At 67.9% G+C, this 16458-nt stretch carries 15 protein-coding genes; 3 read left to right on the top strand and 12 right to left on the bottom strand.

The annotated features are described in order from the left end of the window. Positions 1–16: 16 nt before the first annotated feature. From H5J31_RS08155 to H5J31_RS08105, 11 genes are all read right to left on the bottom strand, one after another. Complete coding sequence (locus H5J31_RS08155) at positions 17–1297, bottom strand: DUF4910 domain-containing protein (protein WP_181771851.1); 1281 nt, start codon at positions 1295–1297, stop codon at positions 17–19. Then, entirely contained in the window at positions 1297–2319 is a 1023-nt protein-coding gene (locus H5J31_RS08150) for an NAD-dependent epimerase/dehydratase family protein (RefSeq protein WP_181771850.1), read from the bottom strand. Before H5J31_RS08150 ends, H5J31_RS08155 begins: the two co-directional genes overlap by 1 nt. 5 nt (positions 2320–2324) lie before the next feature. Further along, positions 2325–2978, bottom strand: a complete 654-nt coding sequence (locus tag H5J31_RS08145; protein ID WP_181771849.1) for a PIG-L deacetylase family protein — start codon at positions 2976–2978, stop codon at positions 2325–2327. After that, a complete protein-coding gene (locus H5J31_RS08140) occupies positions 2975–3772 on the bottom strand; it encodes a glycosyltransferase family protein (protein ID WP_181771848.1) in 798 nt (265 codons plus the stop codon). Before H5J31_RS08140 ends, H5J31_RS08145 begins: the two co-directional genes overlap by 4 nt. After that, complete coding sequence (locus H5J31_RS08135; protein WP_181771847.1) at positions 3769–5004, bottom strand: class I SAM-dependent methyltransferase; 1236 nt, start codon at positions 5002–5004, stop codon at positions 3769–3771. The genes H5J31_RS08140 and H5J31_RS08135 overlap by 4 nt, the downstream gene beginning before the upstream one ends. A 401-nt stretch (positions 5005–5405) precedes the next feature. Next, positions 5406–7340 carry a S8 family serine peptidase gene (locus H5J31_RS08130; protein ID WP_181771846.1) on the bottom strand — a complete coding sequence of 645 codons (1935 nt, stop codon included), beginning with the start codon at positions 7338–7340 and terminating at the stop codon, positions 5406–5408. A gap of 151 nt (positions 7341–7491) precedes the next feature. Continuing rightward, positions 7492–7977, bottom strand: coding sequence for an acyl-CoA thioesterase (locus tag H5J31_RS08125; RefSeq protein WP_181771845.1), 486 nt, complete (start codon positions 7975–7977; stop codon positions 7492–7494). 49 nt (positions 7978–8026) lie between these two features. Further along, positions 8027–9223, bottom strand: coding sequence for a BtrH N-terminal domain-containing protein (locus tag H5J31_RS08120; RefSeq protein ID WP_207897680.1), 1197 nt, complete (start codon positions 9221–9223; stop codon positions 8027–8029). Between the two features lie 33 nt (positions 9224–9256). Continuing rightward, positions 9257–10129 carry an LLM class F420-dependent oxidoreductase gene (locus tag H5J31_RS08115; RefSeq protein ID WP_181771843.1) on the bottom strand — a complete coding sequence of 291 codons (873 nt, stop codon included), beginning with the start codon at positions 10127–10129 and terminating at the stop codon, positions 9257–9259. Next, on the bottom strand, positions 10126–10998 hold the full coding sequence (locus H5J31_RS08110; RefSeq protein ID WP_181771842.1) for an LLM class F420-dependent oxidoreductase: 873 nt from the start codon (positions 10996–10998) through the stop codon (positions 10126–10128). Before H5J31_RS08110 ends, H5J31_RS08115 begins: the two co-directional genes overlap by 4 nt. Before the next feature lie 39 nt (positions 10999–11037). Further along, on the bottom strand, positions 11038–12006 hold the full coding sequence (locus H5J31_RS08105) for a YncE family protein (protein WP_181771841.1): 969 nt from the start codon (positions 12004–12006) through the stop codon (positions 11038–11040). A 145-nt stretch (positions 12007–12151) separates the two neighbouring features. Between H5J31_RS08105 and htpX the strand changes: the two genes are divergently transcribed. The 3 genes from htpX (at position 12152) to H5J31_RS08090 (ending at position 15585) form a co-directional block, all read left to right on the top strand. Further along, the gene (gene htpX / locus H5J31_RS08100; RefSeq protein WP_181771840.1) at positions 12152–13018 is read left to right on the top strand and encodes a zinc metalloprotease HtpX; all 867 of its coding nucleotides are present in this window, start codon (positions 12152–12154) and stop codon (positions 13016–13018) included. A 173-nt stretch (positions 13019–13191) separates the two neighbouring features. After that, positions 13192–14265 carry an LLM class flavin-dependent oxidoreductase gene (locus H5J31_RS08095; RefSeq protein ID WP_181771839.1) on the top strand — a complete coding sequence of 358 codons (1074 nt, stop codon included), beginning with the start codon at positions 13192–13194 and terminating at the stop codon, positions 14263–14265. A gap of 3 nt (positions 14266–14268) precedes the next feature. After that, positions 14269–15585, top strand: coding sequence for an NtaA/DmoA family FMN-dependent monooxygenase (locus H5J31_RS08090; RefSeq protein ID WP_181771838.1), 1317 nt, complete (start codon positions 14269–14271; stop codon positions 15583–15585). Here H5J31_RS08090 and rfbA read toward each other — a convergent pair. Further along, positions 15575–16456, bottom strand: coding sequence for a glucose-1-phosphate thymidylyltransferase RfbA (rfbA, locus tag H5J31_RS08085; RefSeq protein WP_181771901.1), 882 nt, complete (start codon positions 16454–16456; stop codon positions 15575–15577). The two genes, H5J31_RS08090 and rfbA, sit on opposite strands and share 11 nt — an antisense overlap. Between the last annotated feature and the right edge of the window lie 2 nt (positions 16457–16458).

Raw genomic sequence — 16458 nt, 5'->3', positions numbered from 1 at the left:
CCGACTGCCACCCGCTTCACTCCTTCAAAAGTCCGGCGCCCTGCAGCGCGTGAGCGGCGGCGACGACGGAGTCGAAGGGGAGCCCGGATCGCTTGGTGACATCGAGGAGGCTGTGTTCCCCGTCGGAAAGGTTGAGCACCCAGAGCATCGCCATCTGGGCTTCCTTGGCGTCGCTGCGCCCACCCAGCGAGTCGTACAGCCCGCGCTTGCCGAGTTGCGGCTCGCCGTACGGGCTTTGGTTGACGTAGCTCCGGTTCCGGTCGAGGACGGAGAACGCCTCGCGCAAGGTCGCCAGGGTGTCCTCCATCGCCTCGGTGGACACGAAATCCAGATCGTCGGCCGAGGTGTGGTACTGCGGATAGCCGGCGTACGGCGTCCTGGTCAGCGAGCCGACGCCGAGGTTGTACCCCGGCGAGCAGAACTGCCGCTCGTCGTAGCCGTAGGGCGAGAAGTCGAGGAGCGTATGCGGCTTTTCGGTCAGGACGAACTCGAGCACCTTGTCGATCTCGGCGTCACCGCGACGGCTTCGCTTGTACGTCAAGGACCCCGGATCGCCCGCGCACGCCAGTACGACCCCGGCCTTGATCTTGCCGGCCCGTTCGGGGTTGCGCGCGAGCCAGGTGATCGCGCCGATCGTGCCCGGCATGAACAGGAACCGGTAGGTGTAGTGCGGCTTTTCGACGGCCAGGCGTTGCGCGAGCGCGGCGGCCACCGCGACCCCGGCGAGGTTGTCGTTCGCCAGCGAAGGATGGCAGATGTGGCAGGAGACGAGCACCTCGTCGGTGACCTCGCCCGGCACCACGTGCTCCGCGTAGGTGAGGTGCCCGTCGTCCAGAGTGGAATCGATGCGCACCTCGTACTCGCCGTCCGGCAAGGCGTCGAGGGTGTCCTGCGCCAGGCAGAAACCCCACGTCGGCGAGTAGTAGCTGGTCCGGTACGGCACCCAGGCGGGCCTGTCCGGCAGCGTGTGGAGATGTCCGCGCAGCTCCTCCAGCGACATCTTTTCCGACACCGGGACGCTGTAGCCGACCACGTGCAGGTTCGACTCCTGGAAGTCGATCACCCGTCGCCCGGACGCGTCCTTCACGTACGCGTCACGGATGTTCCACTCCTGCGGCACGGTCCAGTCCAGCACCTGGGTCCCGGTCGGCACCTCGTGGACGTCGAGCGGGATGTGCTCGCCGAGGATCTCCAGCGTGGCGCGGACGCCGTCGCCGGTGATGCTGCGGCAGAGCGGATACAGGCGCTCGACCAGCTTTCGCAGGTCGGCGCCGGTGTCCAGGGGTTGGTGCGTCATCACCGTCGCCGAAGGGTTTCGTCGATCTCGCCCGCGGCGGTCCGCGAGTTGAGCGTGGCCAGCCGGGTGTAGCGCTGCTTGAAGTCGCGCTCGGTCAGACCGTGCGTCCGGTAGGCGTAGATCAGCTCGAGCGCGCCGTCCTTGACCGACCAGTCGCAGTCGAAGCCCGGGATCGCGTCGCGGAAGCGGGAGAAGTCGACGCGGTAGGACCGCGGGTCGCCCGCGGACTCGCCGGTGATCCGCAGCGTCGCGCTGGGAGCGGCCTCGACGACCTGCTGGGCGATCTCGGCGACGGTCACGTTGTTGCGTTCGGTGCCGATGTTGAACGCCTTGTCGTGGACGGCTTCCTTCGGCGCGTCCAACGCGGCGGTGAAGGCACGCGCGATGTCCTTCGCGTGCACCAGCGGCCGCCACGGTGTCCCGTCCGAAAGGACCAGGATCTCGCCGGAGACGTGGGCGTGCGCGGTGAGGTTGTTGAGCACGATGTCCGAACGCAGCCGTGGCGAGAAGCCGAACGCGGTGGCGTTGCGCATGTAGACCGGGGTGAAGTCGTCGTCGGCGAGCGCGTGGAGGTCGTCCTCGACCCGCACCTTCGACTCGGCGTACGGCGTCACCGGACGCAGCGGCGCGTCCTCGTCGACCAGGCCGTCGCCACCCGAGGCGCCGTAGACCGAACACGTCGAGGCGTAGAGGTACCGCTTGACTCCGGCGTCCTTCGCCAGCTTCGCGAGCTTGACCGAAGCGTGGTGGTTGATGTCGTAGGTCAGCTGCGGCGCCAGCGAACCGAGCGGGTCGTTGGACAGCGCGGCGAGGTGGATCACCGCGTCCACCCCGGAGACATGCTCGGCGGTGACGTCACGGAGGTCGACGTCGTAACCCTTGGGGTCGTCGGGGACGGGGCCCAGTACGCAGGCTTCGAAGAGACCGGAGTCGAGGCCGATCACCTCGTGGCCGGCGGCGGCCAGTACCGGGGCCATCACCGTGCCCAGATAACCCTTGTGCCCGGTCAGCAGCACACGCATGGCTTTCAGCCTTTCGAGGAGAGATCGAGCGTGAGTTTCTTGAGGTCGAAGGCCTCCGCGTAGCGCTGCCCGCATTCGATACCGCGAATGCGGGCGAGGCCGAGGAAGGCTTCCCGGTCGTACCAAGGGCGGTGCCGCTGCGAGGCGTAATGCTCCTGCAGCAGGCGGACCTTCTCCTCGGCACGCTCGGGGGAGAGCGGGACGTACGCCGTCGGCTTGCCGAGGTCGCCGTCCCATTTGGCGATCTCGTACTCCAACTGCAGATGCGTGCGGAACACCGTCGGCACCAGCGTCGCCAGGCCGCGGTGATCCTGGTGCGCGTCCGCCGTACGCGGCGACAGGACGAGGTCCGGGTCGGTGCGGCGACGCAGCTCCTCCAGCCCGTTCTTGGCCTCTTCCCAATGCGAGGGGAACCGGCCGTCGGGCAGTTTGAGAACGGTGACCTCGACGTCGGCACCCGGGCAGAAGGCCGCGAGCGCGGCACGCTCCTCGGCCTCCCGTTCGGTGCCGCCGCCGGACAGGACGAGCGCGTCGACCCGGACACGCGGGTTGTCCGCGCAGATCGTCAGCAGTGTGCCGCCCGCCCCGATGGCGATGTCGTCACAATGCGCGCCGAGCGCGACGATCCGCTGGATCCCGCCGGTACCGAGTCCGATCACGCGATGCTCACCGGTGCGGGCTCGTGCTCCCACAGCGCCCACGGCTTGTTCCCGTGCGCGTAGGCGTCGTCCAGCTGGACGCGTTCCTTGACCGTGTCGGTCGGCTTCCAGAAACCGCGGTACGGGTACGCGAGCAGCCTGCCCTGCTTGGCGAGCTCGCCGCAGCCGTCGGCCACCAGGTCGCCGCCCTCGGGGATATGGTCGAAGACCTCCTGGCGCAGCACGAAATAGCCGCCGTTCTCCCACAGCGGCATCTCGCTCACCGGGGTCAGCGCGCCGATCAGGCCGTCCTCGCCCATCTCCACGCAGTGGAACGACGACTGCGGCGGCACGACCATCATCGAGGCGCCGGCGTCGGTGGCCGAGAAGCGTTCGATCATCTCCGGCAACGGGGCGTCGGTGAGGACGTCGGCGTAGTTCGCGAGGAACATCTCGTCGCCCTCGAGATACGGGCGCACCCGGCGCAGCCGCTCGCCGATGGCCGATTCCAGACCGGTCTGCACGAAGGAGATCGACCAGTCCGCGATATCCGTCGACAGCAGTTCCGCCTTGCCGTTGCGCAGGACGAAATCGTTGGAGGTGGTCTCCTGGTAATTGAGGAAGAACTCCTTGATGTGGTGCGCGCCGTACCCGAGGCACAGGATGAACTCGGTGTGGCCGAAATGCGCGTAGTAGCGCATCACGTGCCAGATCAGGGGTCTGGGGCCGACCATGGCCATCGGCTTGGGCACGTCGGACGCGTCACCGTTGCGCATCCGCATGCCGTAGCCGCCGCAGAACAGGACTACCTTCACGACTTCACCTCGACGATTTCCAGGTGCGGGATGGGAAAGACCAGTTTGCCGCCCCAATCGTCCACAAAGGACAATTGGGCGGTGAGTTCCTTCCGGAGGTTCCACGGAAGGACGAGCACGTAGTCGGGCCTGTCCGCCTCGATGCGTTCCGGCGGGAGGATGGGGATCCGGGTGCCGGGGGTGTACCGGCCGTGCTTGTACGGGTTGCGGTCGACGGTGTACCGCAGGACGTCCGGGCGGATGCCGCAGTGGTTCAGCAGCGTGTTGCCCTTGCCCGGGGCGCCGTAGCCGACGACGGTCTTGCCTTCGAGCGCCGCGTCGGTGAGGAACTTGTTCAGGTCGAGCCGGACCTTGGTGACCCGCTCCGAGAATTCGGTGTAGCCGGACATTTCGTGCAGTCCGGCGGCCTTCTCGGCGTCGAGGACCTCCATCATCCGCTGACTCGGCTCGCCGGCGACGGCGTCCGGGCGCGCCCACAGCCGGATGGACCCGCCGTGGGTGGGGAGGAGCTCGACGTCCACAACGGACAAACCGCCGCGCGAAAGCGCCCGGCGCGCGGATTCCACCGTGTAGTACTGGAAGTGCTCGTGATAGATCGTGTCGTACTGGTTCTCCTGGATCAGCGTCAGGAGATGCTGGACCTCGATGCTGACCCAGCCGTCGTCGGCGACCAGGGCGCGGAGCCCGTGCGTGAAGCCGATGATGTCCGGAATGTGCGCGTAAACGTTGTTCGCCACGACGAGGTCGGCGGGACCGTGTTCCTCGCGGACGTCGCGTCCGGTCTCAGGACTGAGGAAAGCGGTCTTCGTCGGCACCCCGGCGTCACGCGCGGCTTGGCCCACGTTCACCGAAGGTTCCACGCCCAGACAACGGATCTGCTGCGCCACAACGTGTTTGAGCAGATATCCGTCGTTGCTGGCGACCTCGACGACGAACGAGGACTCGTCGAGCCCCAGCCGTCCCACGGCGCCGTCGACGAACGTCTTGGCGTGTTCGACCCAGGAGGCGGAATACGACGAGAAGTACGCGTATTCGGTGAAAGTCTCTTCCGGGGTGATCAGCGGCGGGATCTGGGCGAGCCAGCATTCGGTGCAGACCTGCAGGTGCAGGGGGTAGGTCGGTTCCGGTTCCGCGAGCTGCTCGGCGGTCAGGAATCGCTCGCACGGCGGCGTCGCTCCGAGGTCGACGACGCTGGCGAGATGGGCCGAGCCGCAGAGTCGGCAGGTGGTCATCTAAAGGCTCCTAGGCTCGCGTCACGTATCCCAGACGTCGGCACCTCGGGTCGCCTCGTTACATGCCTTCCAGGCCTCTCACGCTTCCGTCTCACAACCGAAACCAACCGTCTCGGCCATCGGCGCAGACGTCTCGCCCATCCGGGCGCGGGCAATGCCGAACCGCCGGGGAGTGGCGCGTCTCCGGTGCCCCGGGCGTTGCGAAAGCCACTTTCGCAACCTTCAACGTTGCGAAAGTGGCTTTCGCAACGCCGGCCGGCACCCCAGGTGGGTCGTGAGCTGGAGGGACGACCGCGTGTGGTCACCTGAACGCGCCGCGGAGATCCGTGAAGGCCTCCTTCCCTACCTTGAGAGTAGGGAAGGAGGCCTTCACGGAAAGCGGCACCGCCGTCAGGACATCGTCAAGAAACCACCAGCGCGTAGTCCGCGTCGGTCGCCGAGGTCTCCGGGTGCCCGTCGGCGTTCACCTGGGTCGCGACGACCTCCACCGTCCAAGTACCCGCGGCCGGCTTTTCGAGGATCACGTTCTCCACGGTGTCGATGGTGTTCGGCGTCCCGCCCGCGGTCGAGAAGTTGCCCGCACGCAGGCCGTTGTTGCCGTAGTACACCGTCCCGTTCGGCGCGGTGACCTTCAGCGTCAGGTCGTTGACCCGGGTGACCGACGCGCTCGGCGAACCGGCCGGGTCGGTGTAGGCCAGCGTCGCCTTGAACTGCTTGGACCCGTTCACCGCGACCGTGTACTTCTTGGACTGTCCGGTGCCCAGCAGGTCGGTCTCGTTGACCAGGACCGGCAGTTTCCACCCGTTGGCCTTGGCCTGTTCATGCAGGTACCGCACGTTCGCGGTGCCCCAGCCCTGGTGCGTCCGGGTCATGTCGTGCGAGGTGCCGGTGAACGCGAACTGGTCGGCCCCGTTGATCAGCAGTGCCTTCGCGGTCGCGGCGTGCGGGCGGCTCGTGAAGACGTCGCGGCCCTTGCCGGGGGCGCCGTCGAAGACGCCGTCGGCCCACATCTGGAACAGCAGGCCGGCGTTTCCGCAGGTGATCGGGGTCGCGCCGCTCGTACCGCCGAACGACGTCGTGTACGAGGTGTCACTGGACGACGACGTCGTGTCGATCCGGTCGTAGTAGTTCGACAGCTCGGGTTTGATCCGGCCGTCGGCGGCCGGGCCGATGCTGGCGCCGCCGTTCCACTTGTCGTCGGTGCGGCCCAGCGTGTTGTAGTGGTACTGGCCGCCGACCGAAAGCACGTTCTTCGACCACGCCTGGGGTCGCGACTGCTGCGTCCCGGCGTTGCTCTGCGACTGGCAGATCAGCAGGTCGTGATCGAAGACGATCTTGTCGAGCTCGGCCGAAACCGAGTTGTACGCCGTCGTCAGCCCGCCGCCCCAGCTGTTGCTCTGGAACACCGCGCGGTACTTGCCCGCCGGGTCGACGAGTTCCTTGGTGTGGGCGTAGCGGTCGGGCTTGTTGTAGGTCGCGAAGATGCCCTGGGCCTCGGGCAGCAGGCCTCGCTGCGGGGTGCTCACCCCGGACGCGAAGATCTGCCCGTACGTCGACGTGCCGTGGCTGGTGTCGGTCGAGTTCGAACCGTGCAGCACCGTCGGCCGCGCCTTGAACTCCTGGTGGGTGGCGCGCAGGCCGCCGTCCATCACCTCGCCGCGTACGCCCTGGCCGCGGTAGCCGCCGGCGCTTTCGATGTAGTTCGCGCCGCTGCTCTCACGCGCGTTGGCCATATCGGTTTCGGGCGCTGTCACCGCGCCGATCGCGAGCACCTCGGCACCTTGGGCGAGGGCGCCGACCTGGCCGGAGCCGAGGATGGCGACGACGTGCTGCCCGCTCTGCGAGATCGCCTCGACACCGCCGCCGAGCCGGAGGATCCGCTCGGCGACCGCGCGCTGGTCTCGCGCGTCGGGTTCGGCCAGCGTCACCAGATACCGGCCTGTTCCGCTCACCGAGAATGCCGGGCCTTCGACCTTGTCCTCCGGCCGGTATTCACCGACCCAGCGGACGAAATCCAATTTCGCGATCGATTCCCTGTTCTCCGGCTTGAGGCGCACCACGTACGCGAAATCGGGAATGTAGGTCCCGATTCGTACGCCGAGCGACCGCAATTGCCCGCGCTGCCCGTCGGTCAGCGCCGACCTGACCTGGAGCAGGAACGCGCCCTTCCAGTCCTGGCTCGTGGCGACCCGCTGGCTGAGCGGATCGAAGGTCCTGCTGGCCAGACGGATGAATTGCGGGTCTTCCGCGGCGGGGGCGGCGACGGCCGCCCCGCTGGTGAGGAGGAGTGCGCCGACCAAGGGCGCGAGAAAGCGGACAGACTTCGGCCGTGGCATGAAATACCTCCGGGGATCTCTGCAGGGAGAGGCTCTTTCGAAGGTACCCGCCGAAAAGCGTGATGATCAGCCGCTGAACGGCCCAGCCGTTATCCAGGACTGGGGGAAATGGAGCATAAACGGTTAAAAAGAATTCGGCCGATGGTCTTGCTCAGCGCGCGGCGGGAATCTCGTCGATCGCCCCGCTGAACCGCGTCAGGCGCGCGCGTTCCTCTTCGTCGAGCCGCCGCGCCGTGCCTTCGGGCAGGGTGCACGCGACCCAGATGGTCCGGCACCGCGAGTAGACGAATCCCCGGTCGTGCAGCCTGCTGCTGACCACGACGTCGCAGGTCCCGATCCGGCTGATCACCGTCTCGACCTCGACGGGGTTGTCGCGGAACGTCAGCCGCCGCAGGTAGCTGACGTTGTGCTTCGCGATCAGGAAGGCGGGCCCTTTCGCCTGGAAGACCCGTTCGCGGCGCGGGTCCAGGAGCGCGACCTGGGCCTCTTGGAAGTAGTCCAGGAGCCGGGCGTTCCCGACGTGCCCGAGGTGGTCCAGGTCGGTGACACGCAGGCGGTGGCGGTACAGGTGGATCTCGGGGGCGGGACGCGCACTCGTCGTCCCCAGCGGATGTGCGTGCACGAAGTGGATCTTCAACGATCACACGGGGTTCCGGGCGCGCGGCGCAACGGACACCGCGCCGGGTTCACTCCATCAGGGCTTCGGAGAGTTCTCGGATCGCGGTGGTCTCGGCGGTGTGGATGTCCCGGATCAGCGTGCCCATGGTGCTGAAGAGGTCGCCGACCTCGACGTCGGTGAACGGCATTTCCTCGTTGTAGTGCGCGCGCAGCTTCCACATCTCCTCGCCCGCCGCCGCGGCCGCGTCCCGGCCCGCGTCTCCCTCGCGGACGCCGCCTGAAACGGCGCTGACCAGCCCTCGCACCCAGGCGAACTCCGCGTTCGACGCCGGGACGGCGACTTCGGCGAGTTCCGCCCACCGTTCGCTGATCCCGCGCCAGGTCGAGGCCTGTTCGGCCAGTGCCGGGAGGTCGAGCAGCCCGGAGGCCTCGGTGAGCGCGTCGGCGAACAGCCCGCGCAGATGCCCGCCGGCCGGCCCGGCCGGGGTGACGCTCTCCCACACGTTCAGCAGCGCCCCGACGAGCCCGCGCCGTTCCCCGAACGCCCGCGGCCAGCCCTTGGGATCGCGTTCGTCGGTCATCGCCTTCGCCCAGCGGTCCCAGGCGGGCAGCGAGAACGACTTCGACGGCGTCGAAAGGTTCCGCGCGCAGTCCGCGAGCCCGCCTCGTACGGCGGCCCGCCAGTCGGTGACCTCACCGGGCTCGATCGTCGCGAGCAGGTTCTTGTACGAGCCGACCCGGGCTCGTGCGGCGTCGAACGTCTTCCGCTCGACCGTCAGCGGGGCGAGATTCCGGTCGTCGACGAGCACCCGGCCGTCCTCTTCGCCGTACGCGACGACGAAATGCCCGCCACCGCCGGACATCTCCGGCGGCAGATGCCAGTAGCCGAGCGACTCGCGGTCGGGCAGGACGATCACCGGCCGTCCCGCTTCGAGGTCGGTGGTGAGCCGTTTCGCCGCGGCGCGCTTGCCGCCCGTGGTGTGGATGTCCACGACGAGCCCGAGCCTGTCCACTGTGGACTGCAACCACTCCTGCGGATACTGCCAGCGCGCCCGGAACCCGAACACGATCGTCGACATCGACTCGTGCGCGAAGTCCCAGAGGATGTAGCCGGCGCCGATCCCGCCGGACACGGCGAAGACCAGCGCCTCGCTCGGTGTCTTGCCGTCCGGTCCTTCGACGCCGTGATGCGCCAGTACGGCGGCCACCGCCGAGACGTCCGGTTGCAGTCCGCCGCGCGGTTCGTACTCGCTCACCCCGCCCATCATGCCGTTCCGAGGGCGGGGGAGCGAGTGTCGTCAGAGCTTTTCCGCCGCCGGGACGACCTCTTCGGCGAACTTCTCGATCAGGTCGAGCCGCGGTGTGCCGGGCAGGTAGCCGAGGACGGCGTCGACGCCGAGTTCCGCGAACCGCCCGAGATCGTCGAGCAGTTCACCGGTCTTCTCGCCGTTCTCGCCGATGTCGAGCCAGTGCGAAACCGTCTTGGTGATCTCGGCGTAGTCGCGGCCTACGTCTTCACAGTGCTGCTTGAGCACCGCGAGTTTGTGCTCGACCTCGGGTCCGGGCAGCAGGTTGCACAGGTCGCCGTACTCGGCGACGAACCGCAGGGTCTTCTTCTCGCCGCTCCCGCCGATCAGGATCGGCGGACGCGGTTTCGACAACGCCTGCGGCACGTTCAACAGCCGCTCGGCCCGGACGTGCGTGCCCTCGAACGGTCCGTCGCCCTCGCTCCACATCCGATGGACGTAGCGCAACGCGTCCTCTAGGTGCTCGAAACGTTCCTTCATCGACGGGAACCGGATGCCGAGTCCGCGCGACTCCTCTTCGTTCCAGCCCGCGCCGATGCCGAGGATGGCGCGGCCGCCGGAAAGGACGTCGAGCGTCGTGATCGCCTTCGCCAGCAACCCGGGCCGCCGGTAGATCACGCCGGACACCAGGGTGAGCAGTTTGATCCGTTCCGTATGCGCCGCAAGGAATCCGAGTGTCGTGTACGCCTCCAGCATGTCGTGCTCCGGCGGGCCGTAGCGCGAGATCTGAAAGAAATGGTCCATCACCGAGAGGTAGGCGAACCCGGCGTCGTCGGCCGCGCGGGCGACGGCCGCGAGATCGGTGCGTAATCCTGGCGCGCCGTTCGGCCACGTGAGGTCCGGTAGATGCAGGCCCAGTTTCACAGTTTCTCCGCCGCGGGGATGACGTCTCCGCCCATTTTTTCGATCAGGTCGAGATCGGGGAGTCCGGGGATCGAACCGATCGCGACGTCGACGCCGAGTTCGGCCAGCCTGCCCAGCGCGTCGTTGAGTTCGCCGGTCTTCTCACCCTTCGGCCCGATGTCGAAGGTGTGATAAACGGTTTTGGTGATCTCGGCGTAGTCGCGGCCCTCGTTCTCGCAGTGCTGTTTGAGGACGTCGAGTTTGTGTTCGAGTTCGGGGCCGTCGAAGAGATTGCACATGTCGCCGTATTTCGCGACGAAGCGCAGCGTCTTCTTTTCGCCGCCGCCTCCGATCATGATCGGCGGGTGCGGCCGGGAAAGCGCCTGCGGCACGTTGAGCAGCCGCTCGGCCTGGTAGTGCTTGCCGTGGAACGGGCCGTCGTCGTCGCTCCACATCTGCTTGACGTATCGCAGCGTCTCTTCGAGCCGTTCGAACCGTTCGGCGGTGGAGGGGAACGGGAAACCGAGTCCGCGCGACTCCTCTTCGTTCCAGCCCGCGCCGATACCGAGAATGGCGCGGCCGCCGGAAAGGACGTCCAGCGTGGTGACGGCCTTCGCGAGTAGTCCGGGCTCGCGATAATGCACACCGGTGACGACGGTGAGCAGTTTCGCGCGTTCGGTGTGCGCGGCCAGGAAACCGAGCGCGGTGTACGCCTCGATCATGTCGTTCTCGGGCGGGCCGACCACCGAGATCTGGAAGAAGTGGTCCATCAGGGCGAGGGAGTCGAAGCCGGCCTCGTCGGCCTTCCTGGCGACGGCCGCCAGGTCGGCGCCCAGCGCACTGGCACCGTTCGGCCACGTGAGGTCCGGGATCTGCAAACCGAGTTTCATGCTTTCGACGGTATACCCGGAGTTACTCCACGTGAGAAGTCAGAAATCCCTGATCAAGGAAACCCTGCCACGTAAGGGATCCGTCACGTACACGGTTTTGGAGCGCTGGTCGATCGCGACCGCGCCGGGGTTCACACCGAGTGACAGGTCGCCGGTGAGCAGGTTCGTCACGCCGTCGATCCGGGCGACACCGTTGGGGCCTCCGTTGGCGTACACGGTGTTCGTGCCCTGGTGCACGGCGACCGCCGAAGACTCGGAACGCAGCAGCACCGTCGCCTTCTCCTTACGAGCGGCGGGGTCCACAACGGACAGATGGTGGATCGCCGAATTCGCGACGAACACCGTCCCGGACGCACGATGCACGGTGACCCCGGTCGGCGACTTGCCGACCTTGATCCCGTCGGCGAACTTCTCCGCCCCGATGTCGAAGACCTCCAGCGAATCCGTCCTGGTGCTGGTGCAGTACGCGAGTTTGCGGCCGCCGTCGACGGCGATCGAGGACAGTCCCGGCGTGGGCCCGGGGACCAGCTTCAGCAGACGACAGCCGACGCCGTCGATCACGGCGAGCATGCCCGTGGTGCCGCTGACCGCGTAGATCCGGTTCGCCTGCTCGTCGATGTCGATACTCGACGCCCCGGGCCCGGCGGGCAGCACGCTGACGACGTCGTTGGTCGTCCCGTCGAGGACGAGGACGGTCCCGGCGGGCGGGTTGGTGACGAAGACGCGGTTGGTCACGGTGTCCACGGCGAGATCCGCCGGTTCGCCGCCGACCGGGATCACCGCTCCGACGGTCCCGGTCCGCGAGTCGAGCACGATGACGCTGCCGGTGGACGGGTCGGAAAGGTAGGCGAAACCGGTGACGGAATTCACCGCGACCGCCTCCGGGGCGCCCCCGACCTCGATCGGAAGGACCTTCTCGGCTCTGGCCGCCGGCGCGAACGCGACCGCGGAAGCACCGGCCGCGGCCAGCGTGAGCAGGGCTCGGCGGCTCACTTCGGGTCCTCGCACAGGCGCCTCCCCAAGATCGTTCCGGGGTTCGACGATAACCCGGGAAGCGTCCATGCGAAGGAACTTCGCGTCCCCCGATCGCGTTGTTTCCGATGAGTAACCTCCTCTTGCCCCAAAACTCGGAGAAAGAAAGGAGCAGGACGCCGTGCACAAACACCAGAACGGGCTGAAGACCGTCGTCCTGCTCGGCGTGCTGTCCGCGCTCATCGTCGGGATCAGCGGCTTCTTCGGACGGGGTGCGCTGTTCATCGGCCTGGTGGTGGCGCTCGGCGTCAACGCGTACGCCTATTTCAACTCCGACAAGCTGGCGCTGCGTGCCATGCGCGCCCGGCCTGTCTCCGAGGCCGAGCAGCCGGCGATGTACCGGATCGTGCGGGAGCTGGCGACCACCGCGCGTCAGCCGATGCCAAGGCTCTACATCAGCCCCACGCAGGCACCGAACGCCTTCGCGACCGGCCGCAGCCCCCGGCACGCGGCGGTGTGCTGCACCACCGGCATCCTCGACCTGCTCGACGAGCGCGAACTCCGGGCCGTGCTCGGGCACGAACTCTCGCACGTCTACAACCGCGACATCCTCATTTCGTGTGTCGCGGGCGCGCTGGCGAGCGTGATCAGCGTGATCGCCAACATCGCGATGTTCACCAGCGTCTTCGGCGGCGGCAACCGCGAGGACGGCGACAGTCCGCTGGTCGGGCTGCTGCTGGTGCTGATCGGGCCGATCGCGGCCGCCATCGTGAAGCTCGGGGTCAGCCGCTCGCGGGAATACCAGGCCGACGCGTCGGGCGCCGAACTCACCGGCGACCCCCTCGGCCTCGCGTCGGCGCTGCGGAAACTCGACCGAGGAACGCGCACGGCGCCGCTCGTCCCGGAACCGAAACTCGTGTCGCAGGCGCACCTGATGATCGCGAACCCGTTCCGGCCGGGCGAAGGCCTCTCGAAGCTCTTCTCGACCCACCCACCGATGGAAGAGCGCATCCGCCGCCTCGAAGACATGGCCCGTCGCCCCTTCTGACCCCCGGCGACAGATCGCGATTAGCCCGCTGAACGCAGGTGGTGCCACGTGCGCCCGGATCGCGATTAGCCCGCTAAACGCAGGTCGGGCGCATCGCGTTCAGAGGACTGAATGCGGGGCGTCCCAGCTCGTGGGAGGGGGAATCGAGGGGTGGGCGGGGGAGTTCCCCCGGCATGGGTTCCGCACAGCAGTTGCACCTCGGGGTCGCGCTCGACGGGGCCGGGCAGCACCCGGCCGCCTGGCGGGTTTCGGCGGTCCGGCCTGCCGCCTTGTTCACCGCCGGCCACTACCTAGCCCACGCGAAGCTCGCCGAAGCGGCTTCGCTCGACTTCGTCACCCTCGATGACACCCTCGGGCTTCAGCCCGGCGGCGAGGAGGTCGTCCGCGGCCGCCTCGACGCGCTGCTGACGTTCGCCGCGATAGCACCGGTGACCAGCGGAATCGGTCTGATCCCGACGGTCACCACCACGCACACCGAGCCCTTCCACGTCTCGACGTCCGTCGCGTCGCTCGACTTCGCGAGCCGAGGCCGCGCCGGTGTCCTCGCGGTGCCGTCCCGCACCGAGGCCGAGGTCGCGCACTTCGGCAGGCGCACACTGCCGTCCGAGGTGGACGCCGAAGCGGAGAACGCCGAGGTCGTCGACGTCATCGCGCGTCTCTGGGACAGCTGGGAGGACGGCGCGATCATCCGCGACGAGCCGTCGGGGCGGTTCATCGACCGCGACAAGCTCCACTACGTCGACTTCGAGGGCCGCTTCTTCAGCGTCAAGGGACCTTCGATCACGCCGCGCCCGCCGCAGGGCCATCCGGTCGTCGCGGTCTACGGCGACTCGCCGTACGCGCACGGCGCCGACGTCGTTCTCGTCGACGAGGTCCGCGGCGCCCGCGAGCGCTTCCCGGACGCCAAGCTCCTGGCCGGTCTGTCGATCGTCCTGGCCGAGACCGAGCAAGCGGCCATCGATCGCCGTCGCGCACTAGAGGCCTACGCGCCCTTCCAGCCTGGCGGTCTCACTTTCACCGGCACCCCCGCCGACCTCGCCGCCGAACTGCCCCGCCTCGCCGACGCGGGTGGTCTCGACGGTTTCCACATCAGGCCCGCCGTCCTGCCCGACGACCTGGAGCTCTTCGCCACCGAGACCGTCCCCGCGCTCCAGGCCGCGGGTGCGTTCCGGACCGGCTACACCGGCACCACCCTGCGCGACCACCTCGGTCTCGGGGTCGCCGCCAACCAGTACGCGGAGGCGTGACAGATGCCCAAGCAGGTCAAACTCGCCGCACATTTCCCCGGCGTCAACAACACGACCGTGTGGAGCGATCCGCGCTCAGGTAGTCAAATCGACTTTTCGTCCTTCGAGCACCTCGCGCGCACCGCGGAACGGGGCAAGTTCGACTTCCTGTTCCTCGCCGAAGGCCTCCGCCTGCGCGAACACGCGGGCCAGATCCTCGATTCCGACGTCGTCGGGCGGCCGAACACGACCACCGTCCTGGCCGCGCTGTCCGCGGTCACCACCCGGCTCGGGCTGGCCGGGACGCTGTCTTCGACGTTCAACGAGCCGTACGAGGTCGCCAGGCAGGTCGCGAGCATCGACCACCTCTCCGGCGGCCGCGCCGCGTGGAACGTCGTCACCTCACCCGACGCCTGGACCGGCCAGAACTTCCGGCGCGGCGGCTTCCTCAACCGCGAGGACCGCTACCGCCGCGCCGAGGAATTCCTCGCCACCGTGCGGGAACTCTGGGACAGCTGGGCACCCGGCGCGCTGGTGGGGGACAAGGAGAACGGCGTCTTCGCCCGCGGAATCGACCGATTCGTCCACAGTGGACCACAGTTCGACATCCGCGGTGAGTTCACGGTTCCGAGGACGCCGCAGGGGCAGCCGATCGTCATCCAGGCCGGGGATTCCGACGAGGGCAGGGAATTCGCCGCGAAGACCGCCGACGTCATCTTCAGCCGTCACGGTTCGTTGGAGAGCGGCAAGGAATTCTTCGCCGACGTCAAACGACGGCTCCCCGCGTACGGCCGCGAGCCCGGTGAGTTGCTGATCATGCCCGCCGCGACGTTCGTCCTCGGCGACACCGAGGAGGACGCGCACGAATACGCGCGCGAGATCCGCTACCAGCAGGTGCGCCCGGCGACCGCGATCCAGTTCCTCGAACAGGTGTGGAGCCGCGACCTGTCCGACTACGACGCGGACGGCCCGCTTCCCGAGATCGATCCGGACCCCGACGCCGAACCGCTCACGTGGGGCCGCGTCCGGCACGAGAAGGATCCGCTGGCCGTGGCCGCGAAATGGCGGGCGATCGCGGAGGAGAAGAAGCTCTCGATCCGCGAACTGGTCATCGAGGTCACCGCACGCCAGCAGTTCGTCGGGACCGCCCGCCAGGTCGCCGAATCGGTCAACGAATACGTCCAGGGCGACGCGGCCGACGGGTTCGTGCTGGTGCCGCATCTGACCCCGGGCGGGCTGGACGCGTTCGTCGACGACGTCGTCCCGCACCTGCGGGAACTGGGCGTCTTCCGGACCGACTACACCGGAGACACCCTGCGGGAACACCTGTTCAGCCGGTAGCGCCCTGGGTCCGGGCGACGTTCATCAGGTACTCGCCGTAGCCGGACTTCGCCAGCTTCGCGCCCAGCGCGAAGCACTGGTCGGCGTCGATGAAGCCCATCCGCAGCGCGACCTCTTCGAGGCAGGCGATGCGGACGCCCGTCCGGTGTTCGAGAACCTGCACGAACTGGCCGGCTTCGAGCAGCGAGTCGTGCGTGCCGGTGTCGAGCCAGGCGAACCCGCGGCCGAGGTCGACCAGGGTCGCACGGTCCTGCTCCAGGTAGGCGAGGTTGACGTCCGTGATCTCGAGTTCTCCTCGCGGCGAGGGCTTGAGGTCGCGGGCGATTTCGAGGACCTGGTTGTCGTAGAAGTAGAGGCCGGTGATCGCCTTGTTCGACTTCGGCTTTTCCGGCTTCTCTTCGATGGAGACGAGCCTGCCGTCGGCGTCGATCTCGCCGACGCCGTAGCGCTGCGGATCCTTGACCGGGTAGCCGAACAGCACGCAGCCGTCGAGCGAGTCCACGGCGGCGCGCAGCCTGCTGGAGAAGCCCTGGCCGTAGAAGATGTTGTCGCCGAGCACCAGCGCGACGTCGTCGTCGCCGACGAAGTCCGCGCCGATGACGAACGCCTCGGCCAGCCCGTTGGGGGCGGCCTGCTCGGCGTAGCTGAAGCTGAGCCCGAACTGGCTGCCGTCACCGAGCAGCTTCTTGAAGCTCGGCAGGTCGGCGGGGGTGGAAATGATCAGGATCTCGCGGATCCCGGCGAACATCAGCACCGAGATCGGGTAGTAGATCATCGGTTTGTCGTAGACCGGCAGTAGCTGTTTCGATATCGCCTGGGTGATGGGATGCAGGCGCGTCCCGCTGCCCCCCGCCAGCACGATGCCCTTCATCC

Source organism: Amycolatopsis pittospori (genome assembly GCF_013870525.1).
Lineage (GTDB): Bacteria > Actinomycetota > Actinomycetes > Mycobacteriales > Pseudonocardiaceae > Amycolatopsis > Amycolatopsis pittospori.
This window is presented reverse-complemented; position numbering and strand designations above follow the sequence as displayed.

What these genes read in the sequence shown, in the direction of transcription:
- H5J31_RS08155 (WP_181771851.1), bottom strand. Translation starts at nt 1,297, where the DNA reads ATGACGCACCAACCCCTGGACACCGGCGCCGACCTGCGAAAGCTGGTC.
- H5J31_RS08150 (WP_181771850.1), bottom strand. Translation starts at nt 2,319, where the DNA reads ATGCGTGTGCTGCTGACCGGGCACAAGGGTTATCTGGGCACGGTGATG.
- H5J31_RS08135 (WP_181771847.1), bottom strand. Translation starts at nt 5,004, where the DNA reads ATGACCACCTGCCGACTCTGCGGCTCGGCCCATCTCGCCAGCGTCGTC.
- H5J31_RS08130 (WP_181771846.1), bottom strand. Translation starts at nt 7,340, where the DNA reads ATGCCACGGCCGAAGTCTGTCCGCTTTCTCGCGCCCTTGGTCGGCGCA.
- H5J31_RS08120 (WP_207897680.1), bottom strand. Translation starts at nt 9,223, where the DNA reads ATGGGCGGGGTGAGCGAGTACGAACCGCGCGGCGGACTGCAACCGGAC.
- H5J31_RS08110 (WP_181771842.1), bottom strand. Translation starts at nt 10,998, where the DNA reads ATGAAACTCGGTTTGCAGATCCCGGACCTCACGTGGCCGAACGGTGCC.
- H5J31_RS08095 (WP_181771839.1), top strand. Translation starts at nt 13,192, where the DNA reads ATGGGTTCCGCACAGCAGTTGCACCTCGGGGTCGCGCTCGACGGGGCC.
- H5J31_RS08090 (WP_181771838.1), top strand. Translation starts at nt 14,269, where the DNA reads ATGCCCAAGCAGGTCAAACTCGCCGCACATTTCCCCGGCGTCAACAAC.
- rfbA (WP_181771901.1), bottom strand. Translation starts at nt 16,456, where the DNA reads ATGAAGGGCATCGTGCTGGCGGGGGGCAGCGGGACGCGCCTGCATCCC.